At 59.8% G+C, this 14,555-nt stretch carries 12 protein-coding genes; 8 read left to right on the plus strand and 4 right to left on the minus strand.

Annotated features, from left to right (window positions below; genetic code table 11):
* The 3 genes from MTX36_RS26260 to MTX36_RS26270 all read right to left on the minus strand — a co-directional run.
* Positions 1 to 120: SDR family NAD(P)-dependent oxidoreductase (locus MTX36_RS26260; protein ID WP_243622462.1), on the minus strand; the 120-nt coding region annotated here is incomplete at its 3' end.
* Positions 121 to 253: 133 nt separating this feature from the next.
* The gene (locus MTX36_RS26265; RefSeq protein ID WP_243622608.1) at positions 254 to 1,432 is read right to left on the minus strand and encodes a hypothetical protein; all 1,179 of its coding nucleotides are present in this window, start codon (positions 1,430 to 1,432) and stop codon (positions 254 to 256) included.
* Positions 1,433 to 1,579: 147 nt separating this feature from the next.
* Positions 1,580 to 2,863, minus strand: coding sequence for a Fic family protein (locus MTX36_RS26270; protein WP_243622609.1), 1,284 nt, complete (start codon positions 2,861 to 2,863; stop codon positions 1,580 to 1,582).
* A gap of 326 nt (positions 2,864 to 3,189) precedes the next feature.
* On the opposite strand from MTX36_RS26270, the gene MTX36_RS26275 reads away from it, so the two are divergent.
* The 3 genes from MTX36_RS26275 to MTX36_RS26285 all read left to right on the plus strand — a co-directional run bounded on the left by MTX36_RS26275 (position 3,190) and on the right by MTX36_RS26285 (position 8,123).
* Positions 3,190 to 4,431, plus strand: a complete 1,242-nt coding sequence (locus tag MTX36_RS26275; protein ID WP_374230546.1) for a type I restriction-modification enzyme R subunit C-terminal domain-containing protein — start codon at positions 3,190 to 3,192, stop codon at positions 4,429 to 4,431.
* A gap of 515 nt (positions 4,432 to 4,946) precedes the next feature.
* A complete protein-coding gene (locus MTX36_RS26280; RefSeq protein WP_243622610.1) occupies positions 4,947 to 6,074 on the plus strand; it encodes a serine hydrolase in 1,128 nt (375 codons plus the stop codon).
* 432 nt (positions 6,075 to 6,506) lie between these two features.
* Positions 6,507 to 8,123 (plus strand): HNH endonuclease signature motif containing protein, encoded by a 1,617-nt coding sequence (locus MTX36_RS26285; RefSeq protein WP_243622611.1) that lies wholly within the window; start codon positions 6,507 to 6,509, stop codon positions 8,121 to 8,123.
* Here the strand turns inward: MTX36_RS26285 and MTX36_RS26290 are convergent.
* Positions 8,092 to 8,790 carry a TetR/AcrR family transcriptional regulator gene (locus tag MTX36_RS26290; RefSeq protein WP_243622612.1) on the minus strand — a complete coding sequence of 233 codons (699 nt, stop codon included), beginning with the start codon at positions 8,788 to 8,790 and terminating at the stop codon, positions 8,092 to 8,094. The two genes, MTX36_RS26285 and MTX36_RS26290, sit on opposite strands and share 32 nt — an antisense overlap.
* 117 nt (positions 8,791 to 8,907) lie before the next feature.
* Here MTX36_RS26290 and MTX36_RS26295 point away from each other — a divergent pair, with 117 nt between their 5' ends.
* The 5 genes from MTX36_RS26295 to MTX36_RS26315 are packed head-to-tail and all read left to right on the plus strand — an operon-like array spanning position 8,908 to position 14,546.
* Positions 8,908 to 10,098 carry a lipid-transfer protein gene (locus MTX36_RS26295; protein WP_243622613.1) on the plus strand — a complete coding sequence of 397 codons (1,191 nt, stop codon included), beginning with the start codon at positions 8,908 to 8,910 and terminating at the stop codon, positions 10,096 to 10,098.
* 33 nt (positions 10,099 to 10,131) lie between these two features.
* Positions 10,132 to 10,563 carry an SRPBCC family protein gene (locus tag MTX36_RS26300; protein WP_243622614.1) on the plus strand — a complete coding sequence of 144 codons (432 nt, stop codon included), beginning with the start codon at positions 10,132 to 10,134 and terminating at the stop codon, positions 10,561 to 10,563.
* Positions 10,564 to 10,567: 4 nt separating this feature from the next.
* Positions 10,568 to 11,434, plus strand: coding sequence for a MaoC/PaaZ C-terminal domain-containing protein (locus MTX36_RS26305; RefSeq protein ID WP_243622615.1), 867 nt, complete (start codon positions 10,568 to 10,570; stop codon positions 11,432 to 11,434).
* Between the two features lie 42 nt (positions 11,435 to 11,476).
* A complete protein-coding gene (locus MTX36_RS26310) occupies positions 11,477 to 12,343 on the plus strand; it encodes an SDR family oxidoreductase (protein WP_243622616.1) in 867 nt (288 codons plus the stop codon).
* Positions 12,344 to 12,347: 4 nt separating this feature from the next.
* Positions 12,348 to 14,546: an acyl-CoA dehydrogenase gene (locus MTX36_RS26315; RefSeq protein WP_243622617.1), complete on the plus strand. Its 2,199-nt coding sequence runs from the start codon at positions 12,348 to 12,350 to the stop codon at positions 14,544 to 14,546.
* Positions 14,547 to 14,555: the final 9 nt, after the last annotated feature.

A 14,555-nucleotide genomic window follows, 5' to 3' on the forward strand; every position in this document is an offset into this window, starting at 1 on the left:
GGAGGCGGGCAGGTCCAAGCCGAAGACGGTGGCTCCGGCCTCGGCCAGGCGTTTGGCGGTAGCTGCGCCGAGGCCCGACGCTGCGCCGGTGACCAATGCTGCGGTTCCCTTGATTTCCACTTCGTTTACTCCTCGAGTTAGCGATCGGTAGGGCGGTGGTGCGTGGTGAGAACCATAACGCGGACGGCGATGCGAGGGCGAACGTGTGAGGCTCTTTGGCGGTCCATCGGGCGCCGAACGTCATTTCGCTCAGTTAGTGCCCATCTGTCTCATCGACCCCGGTTGTCCGATTAACCCATGCGGCAAAACGTTTCGCCCAGCTGGCCGTTGTTTGGGTTGATTCTGGCTGAAAGTCGCGCAGTTTCTGCAGTTCGTTCGAGATGCTGCGGAACATGACGACCCGCAGAGTCGAGCCGGGCAACGATCGAGAGTTTTGCGGGCGCAGCCCTCGGCAAACCAACACGGCTGGGAGGAGTAGCGCTACTGATCCGCACGCGAGTCGCATCACGCTGGCGCTGTGATCGGGCCAGATCGTCGTCGCTGAGAGCACGATGCTTAGTGCCGCGATGGCGTACGCCATCATTCCGATAGCGAGAGTGCAGACGGCGAAGGCGAAGTTTCGGCTGAGGAACTGTCGGGTCGTGTAGCCAAATGTGTACAGCGCGAGTGCGGTGGTGAAGCCTGATAAAAGCACGATTTGCCCAATAGTGAGTGGCCAGTTGATATTTTTGGTCTCAACGACTGCTTCAAAGATGACGTACGCAGCAATTGACAGGCCCGCCGTTGCCGCGATGGCCGTCATATCCATGAAGACGCGGATGGGAGTACCTGCCGCTGCCAATTGAGTATCCGGCCGCAATCTGTTCGTGACTGCAGTGAGGTTTCTGATTGCTCGTTCACGCTGTGCGTCGGGTAAGCGTCTCTGAACTGGTGCGTCCTTGCCCAAGAGATGGCTCAGATCTGCCGAGATGACGACGACCGCAACTGACCACGCCGCGATGATAATTGCACCGAGTTCGAGACGGTCAGGTGCTCCACTGAAAAGAACTGCGACACCGACGATCGCAGAGAGTAGCCCAACGGACATGCCAGAGAGGGCGAAGTATCGTTTACGTGTTTGAGCTACCACATCGTCGTCATTCAGCTGAGCCGTCGACCAAGCGGCTACATGCAGGAAGCCTGCGGCTGCACTGAGCCCGGCAAGTATTCCAACGCCGAATCCGGGATCGATTGTGAGAACGACTTCGATCGCAGGTCCCGCCGGGTGGATCGGCGATTGCATCCAGACGTAAAGTTGGGCAATTATGGCAATCAGTGCGTATATTGCGAACCCGACGAGATATTGCCCTGCGACGTATCTCCAGAACGCTGTGGAGACAGTTTCGACTTCGTCGGCCGCGGCCGTTTCATCTTCAATGTTGTTGGTACTCATCTGTTCTCCTGAAAGTCGAGAACAGGGTACGACAGCTACGTGAACCATCCCCCCGGCTCTCGAAATTTTCGAGAGCCGAATAGATTCGCATAGCCCACCGACAGATTCTGGTCGACGCCGGGTTTGCCCAAAATCCCGCGGGTGCGGCTAATCAGGACGAGCGGGCGCCGGCCGTGATGGAGGGGAGATGCGAGTATCGAATCGGGTGCTGGCGAGTCGCCGTTCCGCGAGACCTACGAGGTCGAGAACTTCGCGCGCCAAATATCCGGTGGTGCCCTTTTCCACACTTTTCCGAGCAAGGATGTGAGCATCCGCGAGCTCTTCGAGCGCCGCGCGAGCTGGTGGAAAGGAGACTCCGAGGATCCGTTGCACGGTTTTTGCCGTCATCACCGGAGCCTCCGGTAGGTAGTGCAGAATCTTCGACGTTGCCGAGCCTGCACGCGGTTCGCCGCGGAGCCCAAGGGCTGATCGATGCGCGCGGAGTCGAGTGCTCCATTCCGCATGGAGCTCTTCGAGATCCGTAGCAAGGCGACCCGCGTGCTCAGCGGCGATGGAGGCGGCATCGACAAACGTTTCGAGCCACGTCGTGATGCCGACGGTGGCGTCGTCGGAAAGTGGGTCCCCGATGTATCGATACGCGGTCAGCCCGTCGACGTAGCGGTCGCTGAGCGTCGAAAGAACAAGGCTGATGGGCAAGACTGTCCCGGGTGCGAGCCCTCTGCGGGCAAGAACGGTGTGGATGAGGCTTCTACCGACGCGACCGTTTCCGTCGGTGAAGGGGTGGATTGTCTCGAACTGGGCGTGCAGAATCCCGGCTTGGATGAGTGGGCCGTGGGCGGATCCGTTCAAGTATGAGACGAGATCGGCCATTAAGGGATGGACCTGGTCAGATGCAGGCGGCACGAATTCTGCGTCCAGTGGGTTCCAGTTGGACCCGCCGATCCAGTTCTGGACATCACGGAGACCGTGATGGCGATCATCGGGTAGCAGTGCACTGTGCAGTGTGACGACGTCGTCGACGGTGACTAGATCGGCATCGACGAGGTCTTGAGAGGCGCGTCGTAGGACGGTGATGTTGTTGGCGACCAGGCGCGCCTGGTCACTGAACCCACGCACATCCTCGTCCTGTGCCAATTCGGCTAGCGCGACTTGACCGGGTGACGGCGCGATTCCCTCGATCATGGAACTGGCGATAGCTTCGGACCGAAGAAGGAATCGTGCGATGCCGCCCAGTCGCTGAGCACCTGGACCTGAGCTGAGGTTGCGAATCGCCCGCTCTGCTCGACTGGCTTTCTCTGACAGTTCCTGAGGTAGCGCTAGAGGCCGAGTGCACAGGAGATCGGGCGTATACGCGTGGTAGCGGCCACCGCGGCGGTCGCGGACGACCAATCCGTCGGCGGGTTCCCACCACAGCGGAACTGTTTCAGCCATCGCGGTATCCCTTAATCTGAGTGCCCAGTGTTAATGGATAAGGTATCAACCATTGATGGATGCTGTCTCCGGTAACGGTTGTCGGTGGCTCGCTCTATACAGTTCATGGGTCCGCAAGGTGTGGCAGAACAAGGTGGTAGCAGCGCACGTGATTACCGGTGAGCGTCGTAGGTAGGCAGCCGGATCATCGAAGGCACAGCCGAGGACGCTTGCAGGAACCGCACATTGCGATTTCGGTCGATATGCTCGACACCGGAATCGATGTCCCAGACGTCGTGAATCTTGTTTTCTTCAAACCGGTTCGGTCCAAATCGAAGTTCTGGCAAATGGTAGGACGAGGCACCAGGCTGCGGGAAGATTTATTCGGTCCAGGCCAGGACAAGGAGAACTTCTTCATCTTCGATGTCTGCGGGAACTTCGACTATTTCAATGCTCACCAGGATGCTGCGGAAGCCTCGGCGACACGTTCATTATCGAGTCGACTGTTCACGACCCGAACCGATCTTGTTCTCGCCCTGGGCAAGAACGGAACCGATGCAGTCCTTCGGGTTGAGGTTGCAGACACGCTGCACAAGTCTGTAGTGGGGATGAGTCTGGACAACTTCATCGTTCGCAACAAGCGTCGGCACGTCGAAAAGTATGTAAACCGTACGGAATGGGAATCGCTGACTGAACACAAGGCGACCGAGATCGTCGAGAACCTGGCGGATCTGCCGACGGCGGTCCGTGACAGCGACGAAATGGCGAAGCGATTCGATCTGATGATCTTGCGCGGCCAGTTGGCAGTCGTGTACGACGACGGGACTTTGCCGAAGTTCGAATCACCCATTCGCAGTGTCGCTGACGGACTATTGGACCAAGGGTTGAGCATTCCGCAGGTCAAGGCGAAGGAAGAGCTTCTCCGCGAGGTTGCAAGCGATGAATGGTGGGAAGACGTCACGTTGCCGATGCTCGAGGAAGCGCGCCGGGAACTTCGGTCGTTGGTGCGTCTACTCGAGAAGAAGAAAGCAGCCATCGTTTACACCGATTTCGCTGACACCCTCGGCGATATTGTTGAAATCGACATGCCCACACTGCATTCCGGCACGGATGTCGAACGCTTCAAGGCGAAGGTGAAGGACTACCTGCGTCGTCAACCTGAGAACTTGGCCCTGCGGAAGTTGCGCACCAACAAGGCATTGACCCCCGCGGACCTGGAATCGCTCGAAGAACTGTTGGCCCGCAGCGGAGCCGGTGCACCCGAAGATATTGAACGCGCAGTCGAAAACGCCAAGGGGTTAGGAAGATTCATCCGCTCTTTGGTTGGACTTGACCAGCAGGCCGCAACTGAGGCATTTTCCGAATTCCTGGATGGGCGCACGGCCTCGGCCAATCAGATCGACTTCGTCAATTTGGTGATTGCACACGTCACCAAACATGGGGCTATGGATCCCGGTCTGTTGTTCGAGGCTCCCTTCACGGACAGTGCGCCGCAAGGTCCGGGGCAGGTTTTCGAATCGGGTCAATCGCTGCGACTCGTCGAAGTAATCCGCAGCATCAATGATTCCGCTGATGCGATGACGGGGTAGGCGATCGGATTTCTGGTGCGCTCGCGCTGTGTTCGTTCGAGGTTGGGGAACCGGACGGCTATACGTTGCTTTCAAGCGTAAGTCCGTTGCGCTGCAACAGAATTCACACCTGCCGAATCGGGGTATCGGGGCATTTAAGCTAGGTTGGCAGAGTCCGTCAAAGTCTTGGTTCAGTCGGTACGGCCAGGGTTCTCGAGTGAGCCGAACCGGTGTAGTCCTGAGGTCACGGTGACCGGAATGTTTCGTTCTCATTGAGAAATATGACGGGACATTTACCTTCTGGGGAAACAGGAAAAGTGACCTCTACTCTCAGAGAGCCCCAACAGCCCCAATTTTCGAGGTGTCGAGTGAAGTCTGTTCAACGCAGGGTTTTGGTACCTGCACTGTCCGCAGTATTTTCGATCGCAGTGACGCTGTCCAGTGGGGCAGTTGCATACGCACAACCGTCGAGTTTTCCTAGCACAGGCTCGATACTCCCGTTTGCAGGTTCACTAGGGAATGGCACAGATGCCGCTGTGTCCCAACGTCTTAGCGCCATCTTTGCCGAGCACGGCGTTCCTGGGGCGCAGGTGATATACGCGGATGACAACAGCGAGAAAGAGTTCAACTACGGTCTCGCCAATGCGACGACCGGAGATCCGGTGACCTCCCTCACCACCTTCGAGGCAGCTTCCCTGACCAAAGTCGTGGGCACGTACGTCATTCTCCAACTGGTGGACGAGGGCGTCCTCGACCTTGATACTCCGCTGTCGGAATATTTCGAATACCCCCGTATCGCAGGCAATCCGACCGCAGCCAAGATCACCGCACGAATGGCGTTGACGCACACCTCCGGCATGGAGGGCTGGGCGGCAGCACCCTCGGGTCCCGATCTGGACACCACCCCCGTCAGTACCATATTTGAGCCGGGAACCCAGTGGTCCTACTCGGGCGAGGGCTTCTACTACCTGCAGAAGACCGTCGAGTCGCTGACCGGGACACCGTTCACGGAGCTTGCCAAAAAACGCGTATTTGACCGATTCGGGATGACGAGCAGCAATCTGGCCTACAACCCGGACTTCGCGGCAGTCAGTGCTGTCGGGCACGCTGCCGACGGCACACCGAAAGCGCTCCGCATTCTCACCAACCCGAACATCGCCTTCACCCTGCGCACAACTGCCACCGATTACTCGAATTTCCTCCGAGGCGCACTTCTCGAGGGAGAGGGACTCACGCCGGCTACCCGCGACATGATGTTCACCGCAGCCGGAAGCGCTGACCACGGCGGCAGTGACCAAGAATCGATCGACCACATCAAGTGGGGCCTCGGCATCGGCCTGCAGAACAACGAACTCGGAAACGCGATCTGGCATTGGGGTGACAACGGCTCGTTCAAGGCCTTCTTCATCGCCTACCCCGAGACAGGTAAGAGTGTTGTGATCATGACGAACAGCCAAAACGGACTGGATACGATCGACGAGATCGTCCACGAATCTTCGGCCCGAACACTGTCTATGCCTCACGATGGGTCAAGGAAGCCGAGTAGCAGACAGATCGGATTTCCCAGCCATTTACAAGGCGCACAACTTGGTTCAGCCCAACCGTCAGCCGGGCTGAACCAAGTTGTCTGTCGAACCTCTATCGCCTCAAGCTCTGTGGTCTGATCGAACGGTTCTCCGAGGACATCGATGCTCGCTTGAGTCACTCGCCCGTGCGGCAGCCGTACTATTCCACAGACGTAGATCTGCCTAATGCACTCCAGTGGGTCGACGGATTCGGAATCCTCCCTCCCGGTCAGGCGCTTCGTGACAAGTTCTCGAAGAAGGGGATGCGCTTATCGATGTCATTGCCAGTGATATTGCGGTGATCGATGAGCTGCGTGCTTTGTGTGCGAAATATATTGCAGCTGTGCCGAATCAAGATTCGGAAAATTTCGGCCTGCTGAGGAACCTTGATGTGCCGCGGTAGGTGAGATTCGAAAAACGTGTCGGTGTGTTGGTTTAGAGTCGAAACATGTTCGAAGGGGCGAGCGTGGGGGAACGATTCGATGACAGTGGCAAGGCTGTCATCGACCCCGCCATGCTCCCCGACTTACTGTGCGCCACCGTGCAATCGGAGAACATGCTCGCCTGCCAAAAAGTGTTGAACGCGTCTATGTTGTCGATGTCCCGGTTCAACACCGAGTTGGATGCTTCCGGGGATGTGGACGAGCCTGGCGCATCGCATGCAACGAAATCTCCGTCATGCTCACCTGCTCACGCCGCACCGCGGAAGTGCACATCGAAATCGGCGACGCCCTCCGTGAATTCCTCCCCGCCACCCTCGCCGCGTTCACAGCCGGTGAACTCGACTACGCCCGAGTCCGCAAAATTGTCGACGGACTTACCGGCGCGACCCTCGAGGCGATTGCGGCGTTGGAACGCTCGATCCTCGCCTCCGCGCACCGGCTGCCGCCCGGGCAACTCGAACGCGACATCGACCGTCAACTCATCGCCTTCGACCCCGGCGCAGCAGCTGTGCGGCGAGAAAAGATGTTGGCGCACCGCGACGTTCGTACTCGCGCCGACCGCCATGGCCTCGCGCAACTCCAGGCCACACTCAGTGCCCACGAGGCTGTCGAAGCTGCTGCGCTCATCACCGAAGTTGCGAACAGTGTCTGCAACCATGATCCGCGGGACGCGTCCACCCGCCGCGCCGACGCCCTGGTGGCGCTGGTGCACGGCGAGCAGCGCCTGAGCTGTCAATGTGGGCGACCCGAGTGCTCGGTAGCAGGGTCGGCGATACCGACGCGCCGGAAGCCGTTGCTGCACATTGTGTGTGACCTCGCGATGTTGTTGGCGATGTCATCAGATCCGGCCACCGTCGCCGGGTACGGTCCCATCGACTCGGAGTACCTGCGGGAACTTGCCTGGGATGCGAGTTGGCAGGTGATCTTTGCGGACCTGCACGCCCAAGTCGCCGCTTCGCGAACACAAAAACCGGTGCCGCCCCGACGGTTCCACCGCCCGGCCCGACTCCGGAGTGCCGGAGAGCGGATCCGGAGAACGCAACAGAATGTCAAGGACGATCCGGGAATCAACGAAAGACCTGACGGGCATGGCGGATTCGAAGATCCCCCGCCCGGAGCCTTGGTTTACACGCCGGGTGCGGCGTTGGCCGCGTATGTGCGGGCGGTGGATGGGCATTGCCGGTATCCGGGTTGCTCGGTGCCCGCTCAGCGCTGCCAACTCGATCATGTTGTCGAGTTCGATCATGACGATCCTGTTAGGGGTGGTTGGACCGTCGAGGCGAATCTCCAAGCCGTGTGTAGTCACCACCATCAGCTCAAGACGTACAGGTTGTGGACGCCGGTGCTGCTCGATGGTCGGGCAGTGCATTGGACCGACAACACCAGGGGGTTGACGGCTGTCACGGTTCCGGGTGGCCATAGTGCGCCGCCGCCCGACAGTGTCGAAGTCGCCAACCCGCCATCGGGGAAGACGCGCACCGCGTGGATAAAGCACACCGAGGATGCAGATGCGCTGTTCGAAGAAACGTGGTGGGAGCGGCATATGCGGCCGGGTGATCGTGCGGCATCGGAGCGGGCGTTCGGGACGGTGGAAGATCCTGTGCTGCGGCATTATTGCCGGGAAATGCTCGGGCACTACCGAGCGCATCAGGCAATCATCGCGAGTCGCAGATTTACAACTCCGAAATGGGGGTCTCCAGGGTGATATCGATACCCATCCGGCGGAGATTGCCGTCGAGGACCTGCCAGATGGAAAGCTCGAGAAAGTCAGCCAGTTCGGTGCTCGAGACGTCGGATCCCGGTTGGCTGAGCCATCGATTTACGCTGACGTCGACCAGTCCGATGAGCCCGAAAGCTAAAGGATCAGCTATCTTTGACGGTTTTCCACGGCTCGCCAGAATTGCGCCCAACAGATTTCCCAACTGAACGGCGATGGCGGTCTTCGTCCCGGTGACAACTTTGGAGCCGACTACCTTCGAGCCCGTTGTCCGTGTGCTCGGTGAACCCTTCCCCAAGAAGTGATGCAGCCGTGGATATTTCACGATCCATTGAAGGTAGGTGTGGACTGCCCGTGAAATCGTGTCCCCGACTGTTCCGGCCGGGGTGAGGGTGGGCGTCAGATCACTCATCATCATGTCGAGAATGCGGACCCGCAACTGTTCGTCGAGGTCGGCACGATCCTTGAAGATTCGATACACGACCGAACGGGGTACGTCGGCGCGCTCCGCAATCTGTTGAACGCCGATGTCGGCGCCGCCCTCATTCACGGCGTCGAGGGCCGCGTCGAGGATCCGCGCTCTACGTTGCTCCTTGTGATCATTCCAGCGAGTGCTGCGCCCGTCGGGCTGCGCCGACTCAGCTGTATTCGTCATTTGTCGAACGATACCTACCGAGCCCCGATACCTACCAACCATTGACTGGACACGATGTCTCACATACTTTGGTGAGACAACGTGTCACACACAGATACCGTCTCTTCAGGAGTGGCAATGAGCAACAGGGTTTTTGTCGTCGGCGTCGGCATGACGAAATTCGAGAAGCCGGGAGCCCGTGACTGGGACTACCCCGACATGGCACGGGAGTCCGGAACCAAGGCGCTCGAAGACGCGGGTATCGAGTACAGCCAGGTCGAGCAGGCGTTTGTCGGCTATGTGTACGGCGAGTCCACGGCAGGTCAGCGCGCTGTCTACGAGCTCGGTATGACGGGCATTCCCATAGTCAACGTCAACAACAACTGTTCGACGGGTTCGACCGCTCTGTACCTCGCCGCGCAGGCCGTCAAGAGTGGGCAGGCAGACTGCGCGTTGGCTCTGGGATTCGAGAAGATGCTCCCCGGCTCGCTGGGCACCATGTACGACGACCGTGAACAGCCGCTGATGCGTCACCTACTCGCGCTGGCTGAGCTTCAGGAATTTGCGATGCCTCCCGCCCCGTACATGTTCGGCGCCGCGGGCCTCGAGCACATGGAACGCTTCGGCACCACAGCCGAGCAGTTCGCGAAGATCGCAGTCAAGAACCACAAGCACTCGATGAACAACCCGTACGCTCAGTTCCAGGACGAGTACACGCTCGAGCAGATCCTCGAAGCGAAGAAGATCCACGGACCGCTGACCAAACTTCAGTGCTCACCTACCTCCGACGGATCCGGCGCTGCGATTCTGGCCAGCGAAGCATTTGTCGAGAAGCACGGACTGGCTGCCCGCGCCATCGAGATTGTCGGCCAGGCAATGGTCACCGACATGAACAGCACTTTCGAGGACAAGAGCGCGATCAGCCTTGTGGGTTCCGATATGACCCGTAAGGCCGCCGAAAAGGTCTATGCGCAAGCCGGAATCACGGCAGCCGACGTCGACGTCATCGAACTGCACGACTGCTTCTCCACCAACGAGTTGCTCACCTACGAAGCGCTCGGACTCTGCGCCGAAGGCGACGGCGGCAAGCTCATCGACGCCGACGACACCACCTATGGCGGACGCTGGGTAGTCAACCCGTCCGGCGGCTTGATCTCCAAGGGGCACCCGCTGGGCGCGACCGGTCTCGCGCAGTGCGCCGAACTCACCTGGCAGCTCCGGGGAACTGCGGACAAGCGTCAGGTCGACGGCGCGAAAGTGGCTCTGCAGCACAATATCGGGCTCGGCGGCGCAGTTGTCGTCACGGCCTACAAGCCTTACTCGCGCTGAATCGAAAACCCACTACCTTCAAGGAGTTTCATCATGGCTTCCGTTTCCGTCTCCGCCGTCCTGCCCGCGTCTCCCGAAAAGACTTGGGACACACTCTCTGATCTCTCACGTTGGGAAGAATGGCTCACCATTCACCAGGGCTGGAAGAGTGAACTCCCCACCACGGTTTCGTTGGGCGCCAAGTTCACAGAGGTCGTTTCCGTGATGGGTATGGCCAACAAGATCGAGTGGACCGTCGAAGAGGTCGAGGTTCCCAAGATGGTCAAGATCGGGGGAACCGGAATGGCCGGTGTCACCGTTGAATTCGTTCTCTCAGTGGAAGCTGACGGCGCCGGATCCAAAGCAACTGTCGATGCCAGTTTCAAGGGCGCCATGATTGTCGGGCCGATCGGCAAGGCAGTGGCCAAGAACGCCAAGGCAGATCTCGAGGCTTCGCTGGCGAAGTTCGCCGAGTTGGTCGGATAACTTCATGACAACACCCACCGTCCAATTCGATACTTCCGGTCTGGATGTCTGGACTGATCCAGAACACTTCGAGGTAACAGTCGAGCGTATCGCCGAATATGCCGCTGCCACCAACGATCCCATCGAACGACACTTGCGGGGCGAAATCGCCCCGCCCGTGTTCGCGGTGGTGCCGGTCTTCATGTCGATGGCACCCGCAGCACTGTCGGTGGCGCCGGTGGAACTGCTGATGAAGCTGGTGCACGGCGAGCAGGACTTCCTGTTCCACCGTCCCATCTATCCCGGCGATCACCTGGTGGCGCGGGCAAAGCCCATCGGATTCGAGGGCCGCGACAACGGCTCGACTGTAGTCATCTACGTCGAAACCACAACCGACAAGGGCGAATTGGTTAATGAGCAGTGGATGACGGCATTCTTCCGCAAGGTCGACGCCGGCGCCGGTCAGGGTGAGAAGGCGCCGAATCACCGCTTCGACGAAGCACTTCGGGGCGCGGCCTCCGCCGCAGTCGTGAATCAGCATGTCGACGAGGATCAGACGTTCCGGTACTCACCGGCCTCCGGGGATCCGATGCCGATTCACCTCGACGACGAAATCGCCCGCATGTCCGGCCTTCCCGGAATCATCAACCACGGACTGTGCACGATGGCATTCACGTCGTGGGGCGCTCTCACGGAACTGGCCGACGGCAAGACCGAGCGTTTGCGCCGTCTCGCAGTACGATTCGCGAAGCCCGTGCTCCCGACACAGGACATGGAGACCACCTTCTACAAGTCCGGATCGGCCGACGGAACGACCTCGTATTCGTATGAAACCAGCGCTGCCGGTGACCTCGTCATCAAAGACGGCCTTGCGGTCATCGCCGACAAATGAGCCGTCATATCCGATAGATAATCTGATGGGAGAACTGAACTGATGGGAAGTCTCGACGGTCGCGTAGCGATCATCACCGGAGCCGGACGCGGCATCGGCCGTGAACATGCACTGCTCTTTGCCCGCGAAGGCGCCAGCGTCGTAGTCAACGACCTCGGCGGCGCAAACGACGGTTCCGGCGCGGATGCCGGCCCGGCCCAGCAGGTAGTCGACGAAATCATTACCGGCGGCGGTAAAGCTGTTGCCAACACAGACAACGTCGCGACGTGGGCCGGCGCGGAAGGTCTGGTCAACCAAGCCGTCGGCGAGTTCGGTCGACTCGACATCCTCGTCAACAATGCCGGAATCCTTCGCGACGCCTTTATCGCGGGCATGGACGAAAGCCAGTGGGACTCGGTCATCGCCGTTCACCTCAAAGGTCATGCTGCGACGCTGCATCACGCTGCCGCATACTGGAAAGCGCAGAGCAAGGCGGGGGAGACCGTCAATGCGTCGGTCATCAATACTGCTTCGGCCTCAGGCACGTTCATGCCCAATGCCGGTCAGGGTAACTACGGCGCAGCGAAGGCCGGCATTGCGGCCCTGACCCTGGTTGCTGCCGACGAACTCGACCGGTACGGCGTGCGCGTCAACGCAATTGCCCCGATCGCGCGTACCCGACTGACCTTGGCAACCCCCGGAATGGGTGCGCTTTTTGCAGCCGAAGTTCCCGAGGGTGAGTTCGACGCTTTTGCTCCGTCCAACATCTCGCCGTTGGTGGCGTATCTCGCGGGGCCGGACTGTAAGCTCACCGGCAAGGTCTATGCCGTTCAGGGCGGGGCTATCACCGAGTTGGCCGGTTGGCATGACGTTAACACCATCGAGAGCGAAGGTCCCTGGACTGTCGCAGACCTCGCAGAGCGTCTGTAAAGCCATGGCACGCAATGCGTACGAACTCGGTCTCGGGCTCAGTGAAGAACACACAGCACTCGCGGATTCGGTGCGGGCGTTCGCCGAGCGCACCATCACTGCCGAACAGGTTCGGGCGGCAGTAGAGTCCCGGTCCGAGGAAAAGTTCCCCGAATTCTGGCCGGCGCTGGTCAGTCAGGATCTGCTGGGGCTCGCTGTTCCCGAGGCTCAGGGTGGCCATGGCGCGGGTCTGCTTACCCTCGCTGTGGCTCTGGAAGCCTTGGGCCGCACTGTCTCTCCCGGACCATTTGTTTCGACTGTTCTGGCAAGTGCAGTTCTCGGTGCCGCAGACTCGAAGGCGGGACTGGAGTTTTTGCCGGGCCTACTCGACGGAACACGCACGGCAGCCGTTGCTTTGGGTACACCCTTGGTGGCGGAAGCTGCTGACGGCGGCTACCGGATAACCGGTGTACTCGACGCTGTTCTTGGCGGCGAACATGCCGACGTGCTGCTGGTACCAGCAGCGTTGCCCGAGGGCGTTCGGTACGTCGTACTTGACAGCAGTGCAGTCTCGATTACGGTGCAGGACAGTATCGACGTGCTGCGCGGCAGTGCGCGCATCGAAGCCGACAGCGTGCAGATAAGCACCGAGCGAGTGCTCGATGGCCTGACCGCAACTCGCGTACGATCCATCGCCGCAGTGGTTTTGGGTGCCGAGGACGTCGGCGTCATGTCCTGGTGTGTTTCCTCGGCGTCGGAGTATGCCAAGACCCGCGTGCAGTTCGGACGCCCCATCGGGCAGTTCCAGGGTGTCAAACACACATGTGCTCAGATGGGCATTGCGCTCGAGCAGGCCCGTGCCGTGGTGTGGGATGCGGCAAGTGCTCTCGACAAGGGTGACGACACAGCAGATTTTGCTGCTGACATATCCGCCGTCATCGTCCCCGACGCAGCGGTGCAGGTGGCGCAAGATTGCATCCAGGTCCACGGGGGTATTGGTTTCACGTGGGAGCACGACGTACACCTGTACTACCGTCGCGCGCTGTCGATTCGTGGCATTCTCGGGACTCGCGAGGATCGTGCCAATCGTGTTGCGCAGCAGGCCATCGATGGCATCGGACGGGCATCGGTTCTCGAATTGCCGCCTGAGGCTGAGGGTATCCGCGGCCAGATCGCAAGCGAACTCGCGAAACTGGTCGATCTCGACGAAGACGATCAGCTGATCGCTCTCGGTGACGGTGGTTGGGTCCAGCCGCATCTACCGAAGCCGTACGGGCGCAGCGCCGCTCCGCTCGAGCAGATTGTGATCTCGCAGGAGATCAAGGCGGCCGGCATCGCAATGCCGCAACTCCTGATGGGCGGCTGGGCAGTTCAGGCGGTTGTTGCTCACGGCACGGACAAGCAGAAGCAGGACCTGGCAGTACCCACATTGCAGGGCGAGTTGGTATGGTGCCAGCTGTTCAGTGAGCCTGGCGCCGGATCCGACCTCGCCTCGTTGTCGACCAAAGCCGAAAAGGTTGACGGCGGTTGGAAGGTCACCGGTCAGAAGATCTGGACCACGGTGGCACAGTTCTCCGACTGGGCGATGCTCATTGCCCGCACGGATGCCACCAAGCCGAAACATCAAGGCATCACCTACTTCGTGCTGGACATGTCGACGCCAGGAATTACCGTCCGGCCGTTGCGTGAAATGACAGGCTCGGCACTGTTCAACGAAGTGTTCCTCGACGACGTCTTCATTCCCGACGAGAATGTGGTCGGAGAAGTGAACGACGGCTGGAACGTCGCGCGTACAACGCTGGCCGGTGAGCGCGTCGCACTGAGTCAGAAGATGGAGGCTTATGCGTCGGATACGGATCTGCTGAAGTTTGCGAAGTCTGCAGACCTCAGCCCGATCGCGCACTACCGCGTCGGCGAGCTTGTTGCCGAAAGTCAGTCCATCGATCTCATCGGTTCCCGTGTTGTGCTCAAACAACTTTCGGGAATCGATGTAAGCACCACATCGAGCGTCGGCAAGCTCCTGGCCATGAAAATCAGCCAGTCGATTGCCGAGTTCGTCGTCGCGGAACTGGGTGCTGCCGGAGCGGTCAGCATCCCGGGTAAGCCCAGCGACAAGGCGATGGAGCAGCTTATCTCAGGCCGTGCCACCACCATCTACGGCGGCACCACCGAGGTGCAGCTCAACGTGATCGGTGAGCGCATGCTCGGGTTGCCCCGAGACTGACGGCAACTT

It is taken from the genome of Rhodococcus sp. ARC_M6 (genome assembly GCF_022810305.1).
Lineage (GTDB): Bacteria > Actinomycetota > Actinomycetes > Mycobacteriales > Mycobacteriaceae > Rhodococcus_F.

Coding starts and splice junctions, on each gene's coding strand:
- MTX36_RS26265 (WP_243622608.1), bottom strand. CDS start 1,432: ATGAGTACCAACAACATTGAAGATGAAACGGCCGCGGCCGACGAAGTC.
- MTX36_RS26270 (WP_243622609.1), bottom strand. CDS start 2,863: ATGGCTGAAACAGTTCCGCTGTGGTGGGAACCCGCCGACGGATTGGTC.
- MTX36_RS26275 (WP_374230546.1), top strand. CDS start 3,190: ATGGTAGGACGAGGCACCAGGCTGCGGGAAGATTTATTCGGTCCAGGC.
- MTX36_RS26290 (WP_243622612.1), bottom strand. CDS start 8,790: ATGACGAATACAGCTGAGTCGGCGCAGCCCGACGGGCGCAGCACTCGC.
- MTX36_RS26295 (WP_243622613.1), top strand. CDS start 8,908: ATGAGCAACAGGGTTTTTGTCGTCGGCGTCGGCATGACGAAATTCGAG.
- MTX36_RS26300 (WP_243622614.1), top strand. CDS start 10,132: ATGGCTTCCGTTTCCGTCTCCGCCGTCCTGCCCGCGTCTCCCGAAAAG.
- MTX36_RS26305 (WP_243622615.1), top strand. CDS start 10,568: ATGACAACACCCACCGTCCAATTCGATACTTCCGGTCTGGATGTCTGG.
- MTX36_RS26310 (WP_243622616.1), top strand. CDS start 11,477: ATGGGAAGTCTCGACGGTCGCGTAGCGATCATCACCGGAGCCGGACGC.
- MTX36_RS26315 (WP_243622617.1), top strand. CDS start 12,348: ATGGCACGCAATGCGTACGAACTCGGTCTCGGGCTCAGTGAAGAACAC.